The sequence below is a fragment of the Acinetobacter sp. NEB 394 genome (assembly GCF_013374795.1).
In the GTDB taxonomy this organism is placed as follows: domain Bacteria; phylum Pseudomonadota; class Gammaproteobacteria; order Pseudomonadales; family Moraxellaceae; genus Acinetobacter; species Acinetobacter johnsonii.
The window spans coordinates 55,420-74,355 of the sequence record NZ_CP055284.1; the positions used below are offsets into that span (position 1 = coordinate 55,420).

The following is an 18,936-nucleotide window of genomic DNA, read 5'->3' on the forward strand; positions in this document are numbered from 1 at the left end:
TTAGGATTCAAATCGATGAAGACGGCTATGCCACATGCATCTATTCAGATGGCATTAAACACCGCTTATGTACAGACGAAGCAGCAGCAGCCGATCCTACTAAAAGGATAGCAAACGATAAAAACAGCGATAGGCATGTTTTTAACCACTGCATAGAGATAAGACCAAAATTTAAGCTTTTTTAGTTTTACAGATTCGAAAGGAAATGACAACAATTTCATGAATAGTAGCCGAAGCTACCATTCATGATTCCAAGTCATATTATTTTAAAAAATTAATTGGATACCTGCACCATACAACCAGCCTTTTTTTGAGTCAGTGGCTTGTTGGAATCTTGTCTCTTTCAACCCTTTTTCATATTGATATGCAACATCCACAAAGGGTCTAATCCTTTTAGTAATCTCATATCTGGTTTTTATACCAGTCTTTAATCCAGACAAGCCAGTCTTAGAAGCAAAGTCAGAATTATCATTGAGTACAATATCTGCTTCGATATAAGGTTGAGTAATTAACTTTTGGGTAAGTAATAAGTCTCGATTCACGTCAAAACTAGCTCCCCAAAAATTATTTTCACCACCATAAAGATAAGCTTTTGTCTCAAAGAAATAAGGAGCAAGACCTAATAATCCAATAACGCCATCAATGCGATTACTATTACGGTTATTTTTGTCCTCACTATACCTTACCCCAGCTTGTACATCCCAAAAGGGTGCTACATTACGGCTATAAAGTGCAGATACATCATATTTAGGATCATTGCTTTCTGCTTTGTCCAAATTTGCTTCAATAAATAGACGATTTTCATCTGTCCCAATTAAAGTATCAAACCTTGTTCCTAGGTTGCCCTTACCGTCTTCATCAACTAACCATGCATTTTCAAGTCTTGTTAATTGATAAATTTGTCCGCCATGTTCTTTAAGATGATCATCATTAGATGGGGCTGATCTCTTACTTGCGGTCAGAATAATATTATCTCCCCCATTTGTAATATTACTTTCTTGTTGCGAAGTACTGTTATCAGCAAAAGTTAAGTTTGATATACTTACTAATGCAATTGATAAAATTGTTTTTGAATATAACTGTTTAGTGATGTGCATGTTGATTCACTCCCTCATGGCTAGTTTGAGGTTGGGCAACGATACTTTTCGTATCATCATCATTGCTATCTACACTTGCCACAATGAGTTTGTTCATCATTCCAGCGGCCATGTGATATAACAAATGGCAGTGGATAGCCCATTCACCTAATTCATCAGCAGTAAGTAAAGTTGTAACTGTTTTCCCCGGTGGCACAATGATGGTATGTTTATTCGGCATATTACTTGGATCTTGACCATTTTCAAGCTGCATAAACATACCGTGCAAGTGCATTGGGTGAGCCATCATACTGTCATTCACAAATTTCAAGCGTATACGTTCCCCGTATTTCACTTTGAATGGTTCTGTTTCATTAAACTTCTTACCATTAATTGTCCAAATATAGCGCTCCATGTTCCCACCAAGACGGATTTCCATTTCACGTTCAGGGGCACGAGTATCTGGTTGAGGCTTTAAAGATTGTAAGTCACTATATTGAAGTGCTTTTTGACCAACAGGTGTTGAAGCATTTGCCCAGCCATATACAACATCACCATTCTTTTCTTGTGTAGGTGCATTAGATGTAGTCATTTGCATGCCATGGTTCATACCTGACATAGATTGATCTTTTGAGCTGTCTGTCATAGACGACATATCGTGATCCATACCTTTCATTGAAGACATGTCATGGTTCATTCCAGACATTGACTGATCTTTTGAGCTGTCTGTCATAGATGACATATCGTGATCCATACCTTTCATTGAAGACATGTCATGGTTCATTCCAGACATTGACTGATCTTTTGAGCTATCTGTCATAGACGACATATCATGATCCATGCCTTTCATTGAAGACATGTCGTGATTCATGCCCGCCATAGAAGACATATCATGCCCCATCCCCATATCTTCCATAGTTAATAAAGAACGAGGACGTGACTTCGGCATTTTGATTTGATTTATTGGAGGAGTATTCTCATCATGTAAGGAACCAACTGAAAAACCACTCCTATCAATTGATTCTGCTTCAATTTGATAATTTGATTGTTTGGGTTCCACAATGACATCATAGGTTTCAGCAGTACCAATACGGAACTCATCTACAGGGACAGGTTTTACAGGTTGACCATCAGCACTGACTACAGTCATTTTTAGGTTTGGAATGCGTACATCAAAAAATGACATAGCGGAAGCATTAATAAAACGAAGGCGAACTTTTTCACCAGCTTTGAAGTTACCCGTCCAATTTTGCTGAGGTGTCTTGCCATTCATTAAAAATGTATAACGAGTCACATCGGACATATCTGTTTTCTGCATTCGCATCTGATTCCACATAGAGCGGTCTTGCCAAGTCGCTTTTAGCCCATCACGTTTAACTTGTTTTAATACATCGAATACTGTTTCGCGGCGGTTCTGATAGTAGTCTGATTCTTTTTTAATATTTTTCATAATTTGATCACTTGTCGAATTATGAAAATCAGAAAGCAAAACAACGTAATCTTTATCGGTTTTTTCAGCAGCTGTTAGTGGAGTTTTATCTTTAGGATAAATAACAAAAGCACCATATAAACCGTCTTGTTCTTGTCCTTTACTATGTGAATGATACCAATAAGTACCATTTTGGCGGACTTTAAACTTATATTCATAAGTTGTATTAGGGGCAATGCCATGAAATTTGTTAAATCCAGGTACACCATCCATAATTCCAGGTAATAATAAGCCATGCCAATGGATTGAAGAGTCCTGATTTTTTAACTTATTGTGAACACGGATAACGGCCTCATCACCTTCTTCAAATTCAAGAAGTGGTGCAACGAATTTACCATTTACAGTAATTCTCTTTAGCGGTTTTCCTGTGATATTTACAGTTTGTTCAGCGATTGTTAAATCATATTCTTTAACTGCCGCCATTACCCAAGTTGATGAAAATAAACCAACTCCAATTAAGAGTATATGACTTAACTTTTTTGACATTCTATCTCACCTTTAGATTTTTTGACATTCTATCTCACCTTTAGAAAGGTCAAGATTGAAGTAATAAAGCAAATATTTAGTATAAACTTTAATACTTCTTCTTTCTCGCTATTTCTCTGTACACGACAAATTTCACAGAACCCTTATCCTATCAGGATTCTGCCTTCTTAAAATTGCCAAAATTTCCTTAAACTCTTCTTTTTTCCCAAAACCAATTAAACGCTGAATCGCCATTTGAACATAGTCTAAACCATAGCGAAATAAACTCATTGAGAGTCGTCCATGCTTCTTTATTTTTATCGCTTTTTTTTGATCATGTTGCCATTCACCCGTTAAGTAACACCAACAGAAGCTTATAGCTAACACCGCAATCAATTTTTTCACTCGTCTAGGGTCTGTCAAGCGCGTATTTTCAAGATTAAACCCGCGTCCTTTGAGACAACTGAATAAGGTTTCAATTTCCCAGCGTAATGCATAATCCTGAATAGCATTGGCATTAAACTGAGGAGAAACGACGAGTAAAAGCTCTCCATTTTCTAACTGTAGTGCACTTATATATAGTTTCACCCGACCAACCAAAATCCGTCGTTTACGACATTCAATTTGACCAACTTTAAGATGGCGAAATAAATCACTAATTTTATGATTCTTTCCTAAATGATTGGTGACAATGAAGTTTTTTTAACACGAATGCAGAAGTTGATGTCTTGTTCAATTAACCATGTAAACCACTGCTCACCGATAAACTCTCTGTCTGCGAACACATTCACAATACGGTCTTTACCAAAAATGGAGATAAAGCGTTGAATCAAAGCAATGCGCTCTTTCGTATCTGAATTTCCACGTTTATTAAGCAATGTCCAAAGGATAGGTATCGCTATTCCACGATAAACGATCGCGAGCATCAGGATATTAATATTTCGTTTTCCCCATTTCCAATTGGTTCTATCTAAAGTCAGTTGCACTTTGTCGAATGAAAATATATTGAAAATCAACCGAGAAATTTGACGATAATCGAAATACTGACCTGCAAAGAAGCGCTGCATACGTCGATAAAATGATTGTGGTAAGCACTTGATGGGCAAGGCTTTAGATGCAGAAGAAAGATTACATGTTTGCTTTAAAATAATCACAAGCATGATGAGCGCAAAGCACTTTAAATGTGACTTGTTCCATTTTAGATATTTGTTTAAGATAAGATATAACTCATTGAGATGTGTCATAGTATTCGTCGTTAGAAAACAATTATTGTGACATTATTTCAATGAGTTATCTATTTTTGTCGTGTACAGAGTCGCTATTTATAAAATTATTTATTGCTACCAGGCATATTCATCTTTGAATGATCCATTTTAGAATGGTCCATATTCATCATAGAATGATCCATTTTCGACATATCAGAGGAATTTGCCGCTTGCTGTTGGCTAGGTTCTTGCTGAACCTTATTATCCTTGTTCATCTTACAAGGTTTTGTACAAGGTTCCTGTGCTTTTACCGTTTTAGTGGCACTTGAGGTTGATACATCTTTTGCCCAAGATTGAGTACCAGCAATTAAAGTTCCAGCACACATTAAAATTGTTAGACTACGACGCACTACAGTTTTCATAAGTTTCTCTAAAAGTTAATTTCTTGCTACTACAATAAAGTGAAGCACTGAACATCTAAGTGACTTGAAAATGACATTTTTGTAATCTATCTCGATCAGATGTTTTATAACGTTATTATAGTTTTAATGAATGACTTAGGATTCGGAAATGAGAATACTATTAGTTGAAGATGAACAAAAAACTGGTGATTATCTCAAGCAAGGTTTATCCGAAGCTGGCTATATTACGGACTGGGTTACAGATGGGTTAACGGGTAAACATCAAGCTCTTTCTGAAGAGTATGACTTAATTATTTTAGACGTGATGTTACCTGGACTAAATGGTTGGAATATTATCAATGATATTCGTAGCAGCGGTAAAACAATGCCCATTCTTTTTCTTACCGCCCGAGATCAAATCGAAGATCGAGTAAAAGGATTAGAGCTAGGCGCTGATGATTATTTAGTTAAGCCTTTTGCTTTTGCAGAGCTTCTAGCTCGAATAAAAACGCTCCTTAGACGAGGGCAACAAAGAGAAGATAATAATATTATTAAGATTGCTGATTTAGAACTTGATTTGAGAAAACGTCGGGTAACACGAGCAGGTCAACGCATTGATCTGACGGCTAAAGAATTTGCGCTTATGGAGCTTTTTATGCGTAGAAGAGGTGAAATTCTACCAAGAACACTTATTGCATCTCAAATTTGGGATATGAACTTTGATAGTGATACAAATGTAGTTGAAGTCGCTATTAAACGATTAAGAAATAAAGTAGATAGTAATTTTACCCCTAAGTTAATTCAGAATATTCGAGGAATGGGGTATGTATTAGAGGTAGAAGATGAATAATAAATTATTCAAATCTATCAGTTTTCGTATTGGTATTATTTTCTCATTATCGACTATATGCATTCTCATTATGATGGGGTTTTTCATCCATAAATTAGTGATGCATCATTTTGAAACGCAAGATCGTACCCAATTAGAAGGTAAAATCCAGCTTATTCAGAATCTTCTCCAACAGCATCCTAAAAATTCTCCAGAACTTGATCTTTATTTAAGAGATGCGTTAGTTGGACACCATGATCTTATGGTCCAAATAGAACGACCGACAGGTAAAGTTTTATTTAGTTCAGCATCCTCAATCATTAATACTCAAAATTTAATCAAGTCAGCAAATAATTCATGGATTAAATGGCAAGTTCAAAATAAGACCTATCGTGGCATGATCTACACTACAGGTATAAATAGAAATTCTGAAATACAATCTGTACGAATTATTGTTGGGATCGATACATCAGAACATCTACATTTTCTAAAAGATTTTAAGCGTCAACTTTTGTATATTGGTTTGGCTGGTACAATTTGTTTAATGTTTTTAGGTTGGTTTGCAACCTGGAGAGGTTTAAGACCAGTGCAAAAAATGGCTAAGGTCGCACAAGGAATTTCTGCTCAACATCTTTCAGAACGTTTAGAAGTTGAGCATACACCAACCGAACTAAAATCATTGGCAATCGCCTTCAATGCTATGCTGGACAGACTAGAGTCAGCTTTAGAAAAACTTTCCGATTTTTCATCTGATTTAGCACATGAAATTAGAACACCGATTAATAATTTAATGACCCAAACTCAAGTATGTCTCGCCCGTAACCGAGATATTGGTACTTATCAAGAAATACTATTTTCTAATTTAGAAGAATTTGAGCATTTAGCGAGAATGGTTTCCGATATGCTGTTTTTAGCAAAAGCAGAACATGGCCTAAAATTACAGAACTTACAGAATATTGACCTGGTTAAAGAAGTTACAGCCTTAATTGATTTCTATGATGCGCTAGCTGCCGAAAAAAATATGACGCTTCAACAAACAGGATCTGGAAATGTCAAAGGTGATCCTGCTATGTTACGTCGAGCACTCAGCAATCTATTATCTAATGCAGTTAAATATGGAAATAAGAATTCTACAATACGCATAAAACTTCAACAGAATTTAGATAACACAATATTTTCAATTGAAAATGAAGGCCCTGAAATCTCTCCTGAACAACTATCCAGGTTATTTGATCGATTTTATCGAACAGATGCATCTAGACAAAGAACAGAAGAAGGAACCGGCTTAGGGCTCGCGATAACAAAATCTATTCTTGATATGCTTGGGGCGACCATCCAGGCTGAATCCCTCAATGGTCGAATCATTTTTACCATTGTTTTTCAAAGTGAATCCATGCAAGGGGAATCATTTTAACTCATTTTTTGAACATCTTCCATTTACCCGAGTTGACCTTACATAAAGCTCAAACTGAGAGCCAGAGCTACGCCAGCACCTATCATGGCAATTGTGTAGCCAAATATGATAGCTCGGCCAAACTGTGCCCCCCCTGTCATCCATGCAATTGTCGCTTTGCTTAACATGTTGCTCAGTGTGGCCAGCCCTAGCGCGACAGCAGCCACATTTGTTGTTAAGCCTTCAGTACTATGCAGGCGGGCAAGTGAGACTAAAATAGCATCTACGTCTGCTAGCCCAGAAATAGTCGATAATACGAAGATGCCGCTGGTGCCCAACCATTGTTTTGCTGCCGGGACCAAGACTGCCATGACAGCCAGGAAAGCAGCGAAGCTGAATGCTGTCCCAAGATCAAAAGGCGCCATTGCTTCTATTGTTCGATCGTTGTTTTCAGCGCTGGTAATTTGGCGTTGTCTCCACAATGCCATACCCAGCAGAAGGATTCCCGCAATCATCATTGCACCACCAAAAGTGCTTAGCAATGCTGGCTCAATGACGCCTATCAGCACAACCATACGAAAAAACATGATGCCACAGGCAGCCAATGTTCCAGAAATAGCAGCACTGACCATGACGGGGTGCTGGCGTGTATAGCGTGCCAGTGCAACAGTTGCAGCTGTAGAAGATGCCAAACCACCCAATAGACCTGTCCAGAGTATGCCTCTTTCTGAACCGGTGAGCCGCATGGCAAAATGACCTGCCAGAGAGAGTCCGGCAATCAGGATCACCGCCCACCATAACTGGTAAGGATTTAATGCAGCAAAAGGTCCCATACCCGTATTGGGTAAGTAAGGTAATATAACGACAGAAAGTACCAGCAACTGCAGGGATGCGGTTAATTCACGATGCTCTATCAAGCGTAGCCAACCGTGTAAGGTTGGCTTGAGATCCAAAAATACAGCGACGATTACAGCCGCGGTTAATGCTAAAGTAACATTACCATGGGATGCATATGCACCTAAAACTAATGTCAACAGCATCGCGATCGTCGTGGTAGCGCTTAGATTACCGGAAAGTTTTGCGGTACGCGCGTAGGACACTGTTAATAATAAGGAAAGCCCTAATACGGCCGCGACCAGCGGCCAAGGCCCGAAGTTTGGTTGTAAATGACCGAGCACTCCTCCGAGCAATCCTGTCAATGTGAAGGTACGTAGGCCTGCTACTCGGCTGCCCTCGGGCAATTCACGATCGTGCCATCCTCGTTCTAAACCAATGAGCAGGCCGATGGCAAGTGCTGCAATAAGACCTGGTACATCTGGTGGAAGAAAAGAACTCTCTATCATAACTTTTTATTTCGCAGGCGAAGGGCATTGGTGATGACTGAAGCTGAACTCAAACTCATAGCCAAGGCGGCAATCATCGGTGACAACAACCAACCGGTAAATGGATATAGTACGCCAGCCGCGATAGGGATACCCAAAGCATTGTAAAGGAAAGCAAACATGAGGTTCTGTTTCATGTTGCCGACAGTAGCTTCCGAAAGTGAACGGGCAACAGCAATCCCTCGTAAATCTCCCTTGACCAGCGTAACTTGGGCACTATTCATTGCAACATCAGTCCCGGTTCCCATAGCGATACCGACATCAGCTTTAGCCAAGGCTGGTGCATCATTGATGCCATCACCAGCCATAGCCACGATGCGACCTTCCTTCTGCAATTTGCTGACCAGTTCTAGTTTATCTGCGGGTTTGACTTCGCCATGTACCTCATCAATGCCTAGACGTGCTGCGACTGAACGGGCAGTGGTGAGACCATCTCCTGTTGCCATCACGATACGTAGTCCAGCTTCCTTCAGGGTGGCAAGTGCTTCAGGGGTACTTTTTTTGATGGGATCGGATACTGCAAGCAGGCCGGCCAATTCACCATTGATGGCTAGATGCATCACACTTGCACCTTCTGAACGCAGCTCTTCGGCTTGCGGAATCAGAGATTGTACCGAGATACCCAATTGCTCCATCAGTGCTGTGTTGCCCAAAGCTAACTGACGATCGCCCACTTGACCTCGAACACCAATCCCTGAGCCCGATTCAAAATTATCTGGTGTTTCAAGAGACAGGCCACGTTCGTGTGCTGCGTTTACAATCGCTTCGGCTAGCGGGTGTTCACTGCCTTGATCAAGACTGGCGGCTAAACGTAGTACTTCAGATTCGTCAAAATCTGATGCGGCAACTACACGATCGAATACAGGGCGTCCTTCAGTTAACGTACCTGTTTTATCGATGATTAGTGTGTCAATCTTGCGTAGATTCTCAATGGCTGCTGCATCACGGAACAGCACACCATGAGTAGCACCTTGACCCGTCGCAACCATGATAGACATTGGAGTTGCCAAGCCTAGTGCACAAGGACAGGCAATAATGAGTACTGCCACAGCATTGATTAATGCATAAACCCAGCTTGATTCTTCTGGGCCGAATAGTCCCCATCCAAAGAAGGTAAGCAAGGCAATGGTCACTACAGCCATGACGAACCAACCTGCTACCTGATCAGCCATACGTTGCATTGGTGCTCTCGATCGTTGAGCTTGCGCCACCATCTGTACGATCTGGGATAACATGGTACTTGAACCAATTTTCTCTGAACGCATGATCAATGAACCATTGGTATTCAGGGTAGCTCCAATGACTTTATCGCCGATACGTTTAGTGATAGGTAAAGGTTCACCTGTCAGCATTGATTCATCTACTGAACTACTTCCTTCAGTGATTACACCATCCACAGGCACTTTTTCACCTGGGCGAATTCTGAGTAAATCTCCTACATGGACATGCGTTAGAGGAACATCTTCTTCAGTTCCATCAGGCAGGATTCGGCGAGCTGTTTTAGGAGCGAGCCCAAGGAGTGACTTAATTGCAGCAGAAGTTTGCGAACGTGCTTTTAACTCCAATATTTGTCCCAGTAGGGTCAATGAAATGATGACCGCTGAAGCTTCAAAGTAAACAGCGACACGACCCATGGAAATAAATGAGTCTGGGAAGATTTGCGGTGCAATGGTTGCGACCACACTATAAATAAATGCAGCTCCAGTGCCCAAACCAATCAGCGTCCACATGTTCGGGCTGCGATTCACAACCGATTGCCAACCCCGGGAAAAAAATGGCCAACCTGCCCAAAGTACAATTGGGAGTGACAACACCAGTTCAATCCAGCTCTGAACAGCCATATTGAACAGGTTCATTTGATGACCAAACATCGCCAAAAAAGTCACGATGATGGTCAATGGCAGTGTCCACCAGAAGCGTCGGCGGAAATCACGTAACTCCGGATTCTCATCTTCCTCTAATTCAGGAATGAGTGGCTCCAGTGTCATTCCGCATTTAGGACAGTTTCCAGGATGATCCTGTCTAATTTCTGGATGCATTGGGCAAGTATAGATGGTCGTGCCTGTTGTGCTTGCATCATTAACGGATTGAGTAGTCTGATGATGCTGTGTATGTGCATCGGCAGTCGTCGTTGCGGGTTTAGCGATATATTGCACCGGGCTGCTATGAAACTTTGATTGACATTTATCACTGCAAAAAAAGTAAGTTTTCCCCTTAAATTCCTCATGGTATTTCGATTCTTCAGTGACGGTCATACCACAGACTGGGTCTTTCAGTACGTCTGTTGTAGCCTGTGCCATATGGTCCTGGTTATGATTTTTTTGATCTGACATAAATAATTCTCCTATGGTAAAGTGGTTTTATGGCCGAATTTTGGAATAAATCTTGGAGTCTGTTGAGCATAGCTGTCATAGACAGCGCCAAACTGTTTACTCATTTCAGCCTCTTCCTTAATTGCCAAGCGGCTGTACATTAAGAGTAAGATTGGAAACATAATCAGTGTCAGTAAAGTTGGCCATTGCAATAAAAACCCCAGCAAGATCATTACAAAAGCTACGTATTGGGGGTGACGTATACGTGCATAGGGTCCGGTTACTGCCAATTGGTGATGACGTTGTGCGTGGTACAACACGTTCCATGCTGATGACAGTAAATAGAAACCATAGCCCAAAAAAATATAACTCGCGATGTGCAGAATGCCAAAATGTGGATCACCCTTTTCACCCAGTAGCGTTGACCATAAGTGACCTGAGTTATGCGACAGCAAATCAAGTTCAGGAAAGCGAGTTTGTAGCCAGCCTGACAACAGGTAAATGGTTAAAGGGAAACCATACATCTCGACAAACAATGCAATGATGAAAGCAGAGAAAGCGCTAAAAGTACGCCAGTCTCGTGCTGTGGCGGGTTTAAAAAAACTGAAGGCAAACATAATGAAAATTGCCGAATTTATGATGACGAGCCACCACAGACCATAGGCCGATTCCGCATGATTCATGAGGGGTCTCCTGGTTCGCGTGATTTTTTATTATCTGATGTGTCTGGATTTTTCTGTTGATGATGGTGATGTCCATGACCACCATGCATAAAAATATGCATGAGTGGGCATGCTAAAAGGAGTAAAAAGGGTAAAACACCAACGACATGGGCCAAATGCTCGGTTAAGAGAAAATAGGCTGCCACACCACCAATCACGAATAGGCCGATGGCATAACGTGTAGACCAAAAGTTAGGTACTGAATTATGTTCTTGAGGTTGATGGTTCATGGTGCTTCCCTCTCTAATTCATGGGTAATTATTTAGTTGTGGAGGGAGGCATACAGTCCATCATCATCTGCATCATGGATTGCATCATGTCCATACGTTTTTCCATCATTTGCTGACGGTCAGCCATATTTGCATTCATGCTTTGGCCGCTCATCTGTTTCATCATGCTCATACCTCCTTGCATGAGTTTCATGTGCTCAGCCATAAGTTTTTGACGTTCTTGAGGGTTTTTTGCAGCCATCATCTTTGCATGCATGGCTTGCATTGCTTTCATGTGCTGGTCCATTGCAGCCATTTTGTCTGGATTCATCTTGCCAGTAGTTGTCTTGTTAACAGTGACTGTAGATGAAAGGGTATTTTCTGGGTGATGCGTTTTATGCTCTTCGGGATTTTGAGCTAATGCACCTAAAGAGGCAACGGTTATACAAAGTGTGAGTAAAGTTTGGCGGATATAAGTCATGATATTTTCCTTCCATCAGTTGATCAGCCGATACAACCTTTAAATGAATGAAGCAAACAAATAGAGAGGTATTTTTCATTTATTTGCTCCACTCATTCTTTTGATGAAGTTGATCGCTGGTTATGCCACCGGTGTTTTACTTAGGTGGTAGCTGGTTATAGTCAATTTTTTTATTTCTATTGAATAATTTTATCACTTGAGTCTATTGATTTTTAAAAATGACAAAAATGTAATTTTGAAGTCATCGCTCTGTTTCTGTCTCTCACTAATAATTGAAATATAAGAGGAGATGATGTGGTCTCATTAAATATAGATTTTATAAAGTCATCTCTAATGAACTAACGAATCAAGAGGAAACGTAAATGAAATTATTTCAAAATAAAATGACTGCTCTACGTAATGTTGTAGTAGCTGCAACGATGATTGTGGCTACTACAACTACGTTCGCTCATGTGAGTTTAGTGAGTGCGATTCCTGCGGAAAATGCATCTGTCCTTAGTCAACCAAAGAACTTGACCCTTAACTTTGGTACAGAGGTTATGTTGATGAATATTAAGTTACTGGATGCTCAGCGAAGAGATGTTCCTTTAAAATATAAAGTTACTCATGACTTAAAGAAATCCTTTGATGTCGCTCTTCCGAAACTGAAAAAAGGTAAATATACCGTTGTCTGGACAACAATGGGGAAAGATGGCCACAACATGAATGGTGAATATAGTTTCACTATCAAATCAACTAAATAAGAATTGATTACCTTTCAACATGTCAGTGAGGTGCTGGCATGTTGTTCTAGAATGGACAAAAATAATGATTTCTGAATATTGGATGTGGGCCACTTGGTTAACTAAGGTTATTTTATATTTAAGTTTAGCTTTTGTCGTTGGTGGAGCCTTTTGCTATTTTTTACTTAGACAATATCTTGAACTAAAAGAATCGATTCTTAAATATATTACAATTGGCGCTGGATTAGGCCTAATTTCCAGTACCTTGGGATTTTTTATTCTGATTGGTAGTTTTGCCAATACTGGTATTACAGGGATGGTGGACCCCACGTATATTAATATATTGGTTAATACTCCGACGGGGTATATATACGTTCTTCGTTCTATTAGTTTTGCTCTTTTACTTCTTCTCATGGTGGTTAAAGTTAACAGGAACAAAGGTCAGTTTTCTATAATTGAAAGTTCAATATTTTGTATTTTACTTATCCCGATTATTTTTAGTTTTTCCCAGCTCGGACATGTCGCTAATTTAACCTTACTTGCTCAAATTTTATTATCAATCCATATTCTAGTTATGTCGTTATGGATGGGGTCTTTATATCCGTTATGGAAAACCAGCCGGGAAATAAGTGGTTTACCTTTAAAAGATCGCATGCATGTATTTGGACGTATTGCTGCTTTCATTGTTGGGATATTAATCGCCTGTGGCGCTAGTGTAGCTCTTCTTTTAATTAAAGATTTTAATACCTTAATCAATACTGCATATGGCTATGGTTTCATGGTTAAAATGTTTTTTGTTATAGGTATTCTACTTTTAGCTGCCTTCAACAAATGGTATTTCACCCCGCGTCTTCAACATCCTAAATTCGCTAAACACCTTAGTCATGCCATTTTATTTGAGATGTTATTAGGTCTATCAATTCTATTAACAACAGGCTATATAACCACTGTCGTGGGTATTGAATAAGAGAATTTCAAAATAAGGGAATTGAGGAAATTTAACATTACTGCATTTATCTTTTGTAGCTGAGCAATAAAGTTTCTACTGGACTGTCAACTTACGACAATCAGAACAGTAAAATCGCATCATGAGGCATTATACATAAAGGTAGTCACCGGTTTTTAGCTTATCTTCAACCCATAACGGTCTTATCTATTCAGTTCACTACCATTGATTGAAATAACTAATCTTATAAATTTCAGAGTGATCGTAGATGACAAAAATGTCATTTTAAAGTCACATTAATGTTGGTTAAGTACTTTTACTGTAGTCATTAGAACACTCTTCTTTGGAATACTCTGAAGAAAACTGTAAGGTTGTAAACAGACCAAGTTACAGCGAGTAACTGATTCAGAAAAAGGCTGGTTGTATGGTGAAAGTTTAGAGTTACTGTTCTAATGTTTTAAACAAATGTTTTGTTAAAAAGGAGCAACATATGAAATTTCACATCGCTAATATGACTTGTGGTGGTTGTGCACGCGGCATTACTACCGCAATTAAAGAGCTCGACTCGAATGCCTCACTCGATATTGATTTACAAAACCGTATTGTTGAAATCAACACAACGGTGAGTCAGGATCAAGTCATTGCCACTCTCAGTGAGCGTGGATTTACAGCTGATCCTGCTTAATCTCTGTTAGAGTAACAGTGGGAATTCCTTACCACTTTTACTCTCTCTTATTTTCCTCATCGTACAGATAAAACCTGTACTTGCTTGAAATAAAAGTAATCCCTGAATTCCCCCTAATCTTGGTTCGAGCTGATCTTCGCATATAGAACTCAGCATATCTAAATGATAGAGATCGTATATGAGTACCGAAATGACTGATACGCCACACTACAGTGAAACATTAGAGATTGAGGGGATGACATGTGCTTCTTGTGTAGGCCGTGTGGAAAAAGCTTTAAAATCTGTTGAGGGTGTTGAATCGGCTCATGTAAATCTGGCTACCGAAAAAGCAGTCATTTATGCGCATCGTCCCCTTGATCGTTCTAGTTTAATTAAAGTTGTAGAAAAAGCTGGATACGAAGTGGAAACTCTGCAACCGATAGAGCTTACGATTGAAGGGATGTCATGTGCTTCCTGTGTAGGTCGAGTAGAAAAAGCCTTAAAATCTGTTGAGGGGGTGGAATCAGCTCATGTAAATCTGGCAACCGAAAAAGCGACTATTCAGGCAAGCTCATCTGTCACTCGTGACTCGTTAATTCAGGCTGTCACCAAAGCAGGGTTTGAAGCAAAGTCAGTTCATCAAACTACGGAAAGCTTTCAAGATAAAAAGAATATTGAATTAGAAAAACTTAAAAAAGATTTAATTTTGTCAGTCCTATTGACTCTACCCGTTTTTATTTTAGAAATGGGATCACACCTGATTCCCGCCTTTCATACGTTTATGATGGATAACATTGGCCAACAAAATAGCTGGTTAATGCAATTTTTCTTGACCACAGTAGCATTAATTTTTCCAGGCCGACGCTTCTTTAAAAAGGGCATCCCAAGTTTATTCCGCTTAGCACCAGACATGAATTCCTTGGTGGCTGTAGGAACATTGGCTGCTTATCTTTATTCAGTGGTTGCTACTTTCTTTCCAAGTGTCCTGCCACAAGGCACGGTCAATGTTTATTATGAAGCTGCAGCGGTTATTATCACTTTAATTCTATTAGGTAGATTTTTTGAAGCCAAGGCAAAAGGCCGAACGTCTTTAGCAATTCAACATCTAGTTGGAATGCAGCCTAAAGTTGCCAGAATACAGCTCAATAATCAGGTGATAGAAGTTCCGATTGCCGAAGTTCAAACAGGAACGATTGTAGAGATTAGACCAGGCGAGCGTATCCCTGTCGATGGTGAAGTTATTCACGGCCAAAGTTTTATTGATGAATCCATGATTACTGGCGAGCCTATGCCCGTTGAAAAAATGATAGGCTCTACTGTGGTAGGAGGAACAATTAACCAAAGTGGCAGCTTAAATATCAAAGCCACCTCTGTTGGTAGTTTATCAGTGCTTTCTCAAATCATCCGAATGGTTGAACAGGCACAGGGTTCCAAGCTGCCGATTCAGGCATTGGTTGATAAAATTACCATGTGGTTTGTACCTGTAGTAATGGGTCTCTCTCTTTTAACTTTTCTTACGTGGTTTATCTTCGGCCCTGAACCAGCCCTAACGTTTAGTTTAGTGAACGCGGTTGCTGTACTCATTATTGCATGTCCTTGTGCGATGGGACTTGCAACGCCTACATCAATCATGGTGGGAACTGGGCGGGGTGCTGAAATGGGGGTTTTATTCCGTAAAGGTGAAGCTTTACAGCTGCTCAAAGAAACTAAAGTGGTTGCAGTTGATAAAACAGGGACTCTGACTGAAGGGAAACCAATTTTAACCGATCTGCATGTCTTAGAAGGTTTTGAATACAATACCGTACTTTCACTGATGGCAGCCGTTGAATCAAAGTCTGAGCACCCTATTGCTCGAGCAATTGTACAAGCCGCTATAGATAAGGAATTAATCCTGTCTCCTGTTGCTGATTTTAAATCAGTGACCGGCTACGGAATAGAAGCGAAGGTTTCTGAGCATTTGGTTCATATTGGTGCAGATCGATATATGGAAAAACTAGGTTTGAATCCTACTGTTTTTTCTCAATTTTCGGATCGTTTGGGAGAAGAAGGAAAAACCCCTCTCTATGTTGCGATTGACCAGAAACTTGCTGCCATTATTGCTGTAGCAGATCCAATTAAAGAATCAACATTTGCTGCAATTGAAGCGTTACATCAGTTAGGTTTAAAGGTTGCCATGATTACAGGTGATAACCGTCATACAGCTCAAGCGATTGCAAAAAAACTAGGTATTGATGAGGTTATTGCAGAAGTCTTACCAGAAGGTAAAATAGAGGCCGTTAAAAAATTAAAAAATCAATATGGTAAACTCGCATATGTTGGAGATGGCATTAATGATGCCCCTGCACTTGCAGAAGCAGATATTGGTTTAGCAATAGGTACAGGTACAGACGTAGCTATTGAAGCTGCTGATGTGGTTTTGATGTCTGGCAACCTGAAAGGAGTGCCGAATGCTATCGCTTTAAGCAAAGCGACTATAAGCAATATTCGTGAAAATTTATTTTGGGCATTTGTTTACAATGCAGCTCTGATTCCTATTGCAGCAGGTGTACTTTATCCGCAATTTGGACTGCTACTTTCTCCTGTATTTGCTGCTGGTGCAATGGCTCTCTCGTCAATATTTGTACTAGGAAATGCTTTACGATTAAAACGTTTTAAAGCCCCCCTTGCAATTATTTAACCATTTTTTATATACATTTAAAGTCTTGTTGGCTTCACTTTATATATTTGGAAATGAGATCCTTATTACAGGCATAACAACAGTAGTGGGTATTGAATAAGATAATTCCAAAATAAGGTTGTTGAGGAAATCAAACATTAGAGTACTTATCTTTGGTAGCTTACTCATACCTTTTTCTAAAAATAATACAAATAGTTTTTATCTTAGGTAACAATTTACTTTTGAAGTTCTATTCAGTATGCTTTCTGCGAATCTCGAGATGATTTTTTCGTATGCCACATAATAAGTTCTCAAAACTTATTCTTGCGTTTGTCCTGTTTTTGTTTGCGATAACAACAACGGGAGCTTACACATGGGCGCCAGTTATAGCTAAAAATCTTGACCATCATCATGATGTGACTATCTCAGTTGAAACAGACAGTTCCAGCCAATGGTCTCTTATTCATCATGCTGAAGAGCAAGTCTTAGAAGATACTAAAAATCACAACTGGACCAGTTATGATGAAGCACCTTTTCATCATTCTACTAAGCCTATTCAAGCTGATGATCAAATTACAATTGATCCAGTTTTTCTCTTAAGTTTTTCCCTCCCGCTCATTCTGCTTTTCCTGAGTCTTTTTGAACGACCCGTTCGATCCTATGCACTTAGGAAAAGGATAGAATATCTTTGTAATTCCTATATATTTACAAAAGGTTTAATTGTTCTAAGAAATTGATTTTTCTGTACAAAAAATAATTTCCATTTTTTTGTATAGGTAAAGTCATGTCTAAAAAATATCAGATATTTCTTGCCTGTGGTTTAGTAGCAGCAACGACTCGATTATTTGCAGCATCTGATTACGTTCAGCTACAACAACAGGTAATTTCAAACGATTCAATTTTGAAGAGTTTGCAACAGTCTCAACACGCATATGCCATAAATCAGAAATATGCCGGTAGACTTAATAATCCTACGTTTAATCTTGAATTAGACAATTTAGGTAATTCAGACCTTAAAGATCTTGATGGGCCAACGACTATGATTGGTTTGTCCCAGGATATTCCTCTCAATAATAAACGCGCTTTGCGTAGGCAGTTGGCAGGGTTTCAAGGGAATAATAACCAATTTGAGGCATTGAAGCGTCAGGCTGAATTAAAAGCCGATTTCCGTGTTTGTATGTCAAATTGGTATGCGGCTTCAAAACGGGTAGAAATTTATTCTACCGAAAGCAAGATGAACGCGAGACAAGCCCATGTTCTGAATGAAAAATTGAAGTTTGGCAGAGTAATTCCATCTGATGTTCAATTGAGTTCAGCTTTATCGTCTGAATCAAAACTACGTTATCAGAACGAAGTGAAGAAAGTTCAATTTCAAAAAAATCTGTGTTCCAAATTCATATCTGTATTACCTGATCAAGCAATAGAAGTTCCTTTAAGCATTAACTTTGCGGATAAATTGAGCTTATCTGAACAAGAAGCCTTGCTTAAAACTCAACTGGCTAAAACCCAGTATGAATTAGCTAAAAAAGAAGCCGTGCCAGATATTACGCTGGGTTTAGGGGTAAGGAACTATCAGGAGACCAATGATCAAGTTTTCTTAGTTTCTACATCTATTCCCCTATCTGTTTTTAATCGAAATAAGGGGAGCATTGCACTTGCACAAGCGGAGCAAGTACATGCAGAAACTCGTTCTATTCTCGTAAACCGTAACTCCAAAATTGAATTAGAAAATAAGTCTATTGAAGTATCGAACCTGATTGATTCGATCAAAAATTATGATCAGTCCATACTTCCTGCCACCAAAGAAAGTTTGAGAATTGCTGAAATGGGGTATCAGGCAGGAAAAATTTCTTTACTTGAATTCAATACTATTAAGCAAATTTGGTTGGATAAACATCTCGCTCGATTCGATTTGTGGTTGGCTTTGCAAAATCAAATTGCAGAGGTTGAACGAAATTATGTGACCAATTTAGATCAAGAATAA

General features: G+C 39.3%; 17 protein-coding genes. 8 read left to right on the forward strand and 9 right to left on the reverse strand.

Annotation, left to right across the window (positions count from 1 at the left end; genetic code table 11):
- Positions 1-266 precede the first annotated feature (266 nt).
- From HUK62_RS17535 to HUK62_RS17550, 4 genes are all read right to left on the reverse strand, one after another.
- Positions 267-1,097, reverse strand: coding sequence for a copper resistance protein B (locus tag HUK62_RS17535; RefSeq protein WP_176538557.1), 831 nt, complete (start codon positions 1,095-1,097; stop codon positions 267-269).
- Positions 1,084-3,051 (reverse strand): multicopper oxidase domain-containing protein, encoded by a 1,968-nt coding sequence (locus tag HUK62_RS17540; protein WP_176538558.1) that lies wholly within the window; start codon positions 3,049-3,051, stop codon positions 1,084-1,086. Before HUK62_RS17540 ends, HUK62_RS17535 begins: the two co-directional genes overlap by 14 nt.
- A 132-nt stretch (positions 3,052-3,183) precedes the next feature.
- A protein-coding gene (locus HUK62_RS17545) for an IS4-like element ISAba1 family transposase (RefSeq protein ID WP_110925086.1) occupies positions 3,184-4,274 on the reverse strand; the annotation gives its coding sequence in 2 pieces (ribosomal slippage) (positions 3,184-3,734 and positions 3,734-4,274; 1,092 coding nt in all).
- Positions 4,275-4,360: 86 nt separating this feature from the next.
- On the reverse strand, positions 4,361-4,657 hold the full coding sequence (locus HUK62_RS17550) for a hypothetical protein (RefSeq protein ID WP_171265363.1): 297 nt from the start codon (positions 4,655-4,657) through the stop codon (positions 4,361-4,363).
- Between the two features lie 148 nt (positions 4,658-4,805).
- Here HUK62_RS17550 and HUK62_RS17555 point away from each other — a divergent pair, with 148 nt between their 5' ends.
- Positions 4,806-5,486, forward strand: coding sequence for a heavy metal response regulator transcription factor (locus HUK62_RS17555; protein ID WP_176538559.1), 681 nt, complete (start codon positions 4,806-4,808; stop codon positions 5,484-5,486).
- On the forward strand, positions 5,479-6,879 hold the full coding sequence (locus HUK62_RS17560; protein WP_176538560.1) for a heavy metal sensor histidine kinase: 1,401 nt from the start codon (positions 5,479-5,481) through the stop codon (positions 6,877-6,879). Before HUK62_RS17555 ends, HUK62_RS17560 begins: the two co-directional genes overlap by 8 nt.
- Before the next feature lie 38 nt (positions 6,880-6,917).
- On the opposite strand, the gene HUK62_RS17565 is transcribed toward HUK62_RS17560, so the two are convergent.
- Genes HUK62_RS17565 through HUK62_RS17585 form a run of 5 tightly spaced genes read right to left on the reverse strand, consistent with a single transcriptional unit; the run spans position 6,918 to position 11,964 of the window.
- A complete protein-coding gene (locus HUK62_RS17565) occupies positions 6,918-8,201 on the reverse strand; it encodes an MgtC/SapB family protein (protein ID WP_176538561.1) in 1,284 nt (427 codons plus the stop codon).
- Positions 8,198-10,573: a heavy metal translocating P-type ATPase gene (locus HUK62_RS17570; RefSeq protein ID WP_176538562.1), complete on the reverse strand. Its 2,376-nt coding sequence runs from the start codon at positions 10,571-10,573 to the stop codon at positions 8,198-8,200. The genes HUK62_RS17565 and HUK62_RS17570 overlap by 4 nt, the downstream gene beginning before the upstream one ends.
- An 11-nt stretch (positions 10,574-10,584) precedes the next feature.
- Entirely contained in the window at positions 10,585-11,235 is a 651-nt protein-coding gene (locus HUK62_RS17575; RefSeq protein WP_176538563.1) for an isoprenylcysteine carboxylmethyltransferase family protein, read from the reverse strand.
- Positions 11,232-11,504, reverse strand: a complete 273-nt coding sequence (locus tag HUK62_RS17580) for a DUF2933 domain-containing protein (RefSeq protein WP_004755892.1) — start codon at positions 11,502-11,504, stop codon at positions 11,232-11,234. Before HUK62_RS17580 ends, HUK62_RS17575 begins: the two co-directional genes overlap by 4 nt.
- 28 nt (positions 11,505-11,532) lie before the next feature.
- The gene (locus HUK62_RS17585) at positions 11,533-11,964 is read right to left on the reverse strand and encodes a hypothetical protein (RefSeq protein WP_176538564.1); all 432 of its coding nucleotides are present in this window, start codon (positions 11,962-11,964) and stop codon (positions 11,533-11,535) included.
- A gap of 362 nt (positions 11,965-12,326) precedes the next feature.
- Between HUK62_RS17585 and HUK62_RS17590 the strand changes: the two genes are divergently transcribed.
- The 6 genes from HUK62_RS17590 to HUK62_RS17615 all read left to right on the forward strand — a co-directional run bounded on the left by HUK62_RS17590 (position 12,327) and on the right by HUK62_RS17615 (position 18,936).
- Positions 12,327-12,707: a copper resistance protein CopC gene (locus HUK62_RS17590; protein ID WP_071851956.1), complete on the forward strand. Its 381-nt coding sequence runs from the start codon at positions 12,327-12,329 to the stop codon at positions 12,705-12,707.
- 64 nt (positions 12,708-12,771) lie between these two features.
- Complete coding sequence (locus HUK62_RS17595) at positions 12,772-13,653, forward strand: CopD family protein (protein ID WP_004695733.1); 882 nt, start codon at positions 12,772-12,774, stop codon at positions 13,651-13,653.
- A 469-nt stretch (positions 13,654-14,122) separates the two neighbouring features.
- Positions 14,123-14,317 carry a heavy-metal-associated domain-containing protein gene (locus HUK62_RS17600; RefSeq protein WP_004281879.1) on the forward strand — a complete coding sequence of 65 codons (195 nt, stop codon included), beginning with the start codon at positions 14,123-14,125 and terminating at the stop codon, positions 14,315-14,317.
- Positions 14,318-14,495: 178 nt separating this feature from the next.
- Positions 14,496-16,973 carry a heavy metal translocating P-type ATPase gene (locus HUK62_RS17605; RefSeq protein WP_176538565.1) on the forward strand — a complete coding sequence of 826 codons (2,478 nt, stop codon included), beginning with the start codon at positions 14,496-14,498 and terminating at the stop codon, positions 16,971-16,973.
- A 272-nt stretch (positions 16,974-17,245) separates the two neighbouring features.
- The gene (locus tag HUK62_RS17610) at positions 17,246-17,689 is read left to right on the forward strand and encodes a hypothetical protein (protein WP_005248669.1); all 444 of its coding nucleotides are present in this window, start codon (positions 17,246-17,248) and stop codon (positions 17,687-17,689) included.
- A gap of 47 nt (positions 17,690-17,736) precedes the next feature.
- Positions 17,737-18,936: a TolC family protein gene (locus HUK62_RS17615; RefSeq protein WP_005248670.1), complete on the forward strand. Its 1,200-nt coding sequence runs from the start codon at positions 17,737-17,739 to the stop codon at positions 18,934-18,936.

Excerpts from the sequence above, each read along its gene's own strand:
- HUK62_RS17605 (WP_176538565.1), top strand. The coding sequence starts at position 14,496 with ATGAGTACCGAAATGACTGATACGCCACACTACAGTGAAACATTAGAG.
- HUK62_RS17575 (WP_176538563.1), bottom strand. The coding sequence starts at position 11,235 with ATGAATCATGCGGAATCGGCCTATGGTCTGTGGTGGCTCGTCATCATA.
- HUK62_RS17585 (WP_176538564.1), bottom strand. The coding sequence starts at position 11,964 with ATGACTTATATCCGCCAAACTTTACTCACACTTTGTATAACCGTTGCC.
- HUK62_RS17570 (WP_176538562.1), bottom strand. The coding sequence starts at position 10,573 with ATGTCAGATCAAAAAAATCATAACCAGGACCATATGGCACAGGCTACA.
- HUK62_RS17550 (WP_171265363.1), bottom strand. The coding sequence starts at position 4,657 with ATGAAAACTGTAGTGCGTCGTAGTCTAACAATTTTAATGTGTGCTGGA.
- HUK62_RS17595 (WP_004695733.1), top strand. The coding sequence starts at position 12,772 with ATGATTTCTGAATATTGGATGTGGGCCACTTGGTTAACTAAGGTTATT.
- HUK62_RS17615 (WP_005248670.1), top strand. The coding sequence starts at position 17,737 with ATGTCTAAAAAATATCAGATATTTCTTGCCTGTGGTTTAGTAGCAGCA.
- HUK62_RS17540 (WP_176538558.1), bottom strand. The coding sequence starts at position 3,051 with ATGTCAAAAAAGTTAAGTCATATACTCTTAATTGGAGTTGGTTTATTT.
- HUK62_RS17565 (WP_176538561.1), bottom strand. The coding sequence starts at position 8,201 with ATGATAGAGAGTTCTTTTCTTCCACCAGATGTACCAGGTCTTATTGCA.
- HUK62_RS17580 (WP_004755892.1), bottom strand. The coding sequence starts at position 11,504 with ATGAACCATCAACCTCAAGAACATAATTCAGTACCTAACTTTTGGTCT.
- HUK62_RS17535 (WP_176538557.1), bottom strand. The coding sequence starts at position 1,097 with ATGCACATCACTAAACAGTTATATTCAAAAACAATTTTATCAATTGCA.
- HUK62_RS17600 (WP_004281879.1), top strand. The coding sequence starts at position 14,123 with ATGAAATTTCACATCGCTAATATGACTTGTGGTGGTTGTGCACGCGGC.
- HUK62_RS17555 (WP_176538559.1), top strand. The coding sequence starts at position 4,806 with ATGAGAATACTATTAGTTGAAGATGAACAAAAAACTGGTGATTATCTC.
- HUK62_RS17590 (WP_071851956.1), top strand. The coding sequence starts at position 12,327 with ATGAAATTATTTCAAAATAAAATGACTGCTCTACGTAATGTTGTAGTA.
- HUK62_RS17610 (WP_005248669.1), top strand. The coding sequence starts at position 17,246 with ATGCCACATAATAAGTTCTCAAAACTTATTCTTGCGTTTGTCCTGTTT.
- HUK62_RS17560 (WP_176538560.1), top strand. The coding sequence starts at position 5,479 with ATGAATAATAAATTATTCAAATCTATCAGTTTTCGTATTGGTATTATT.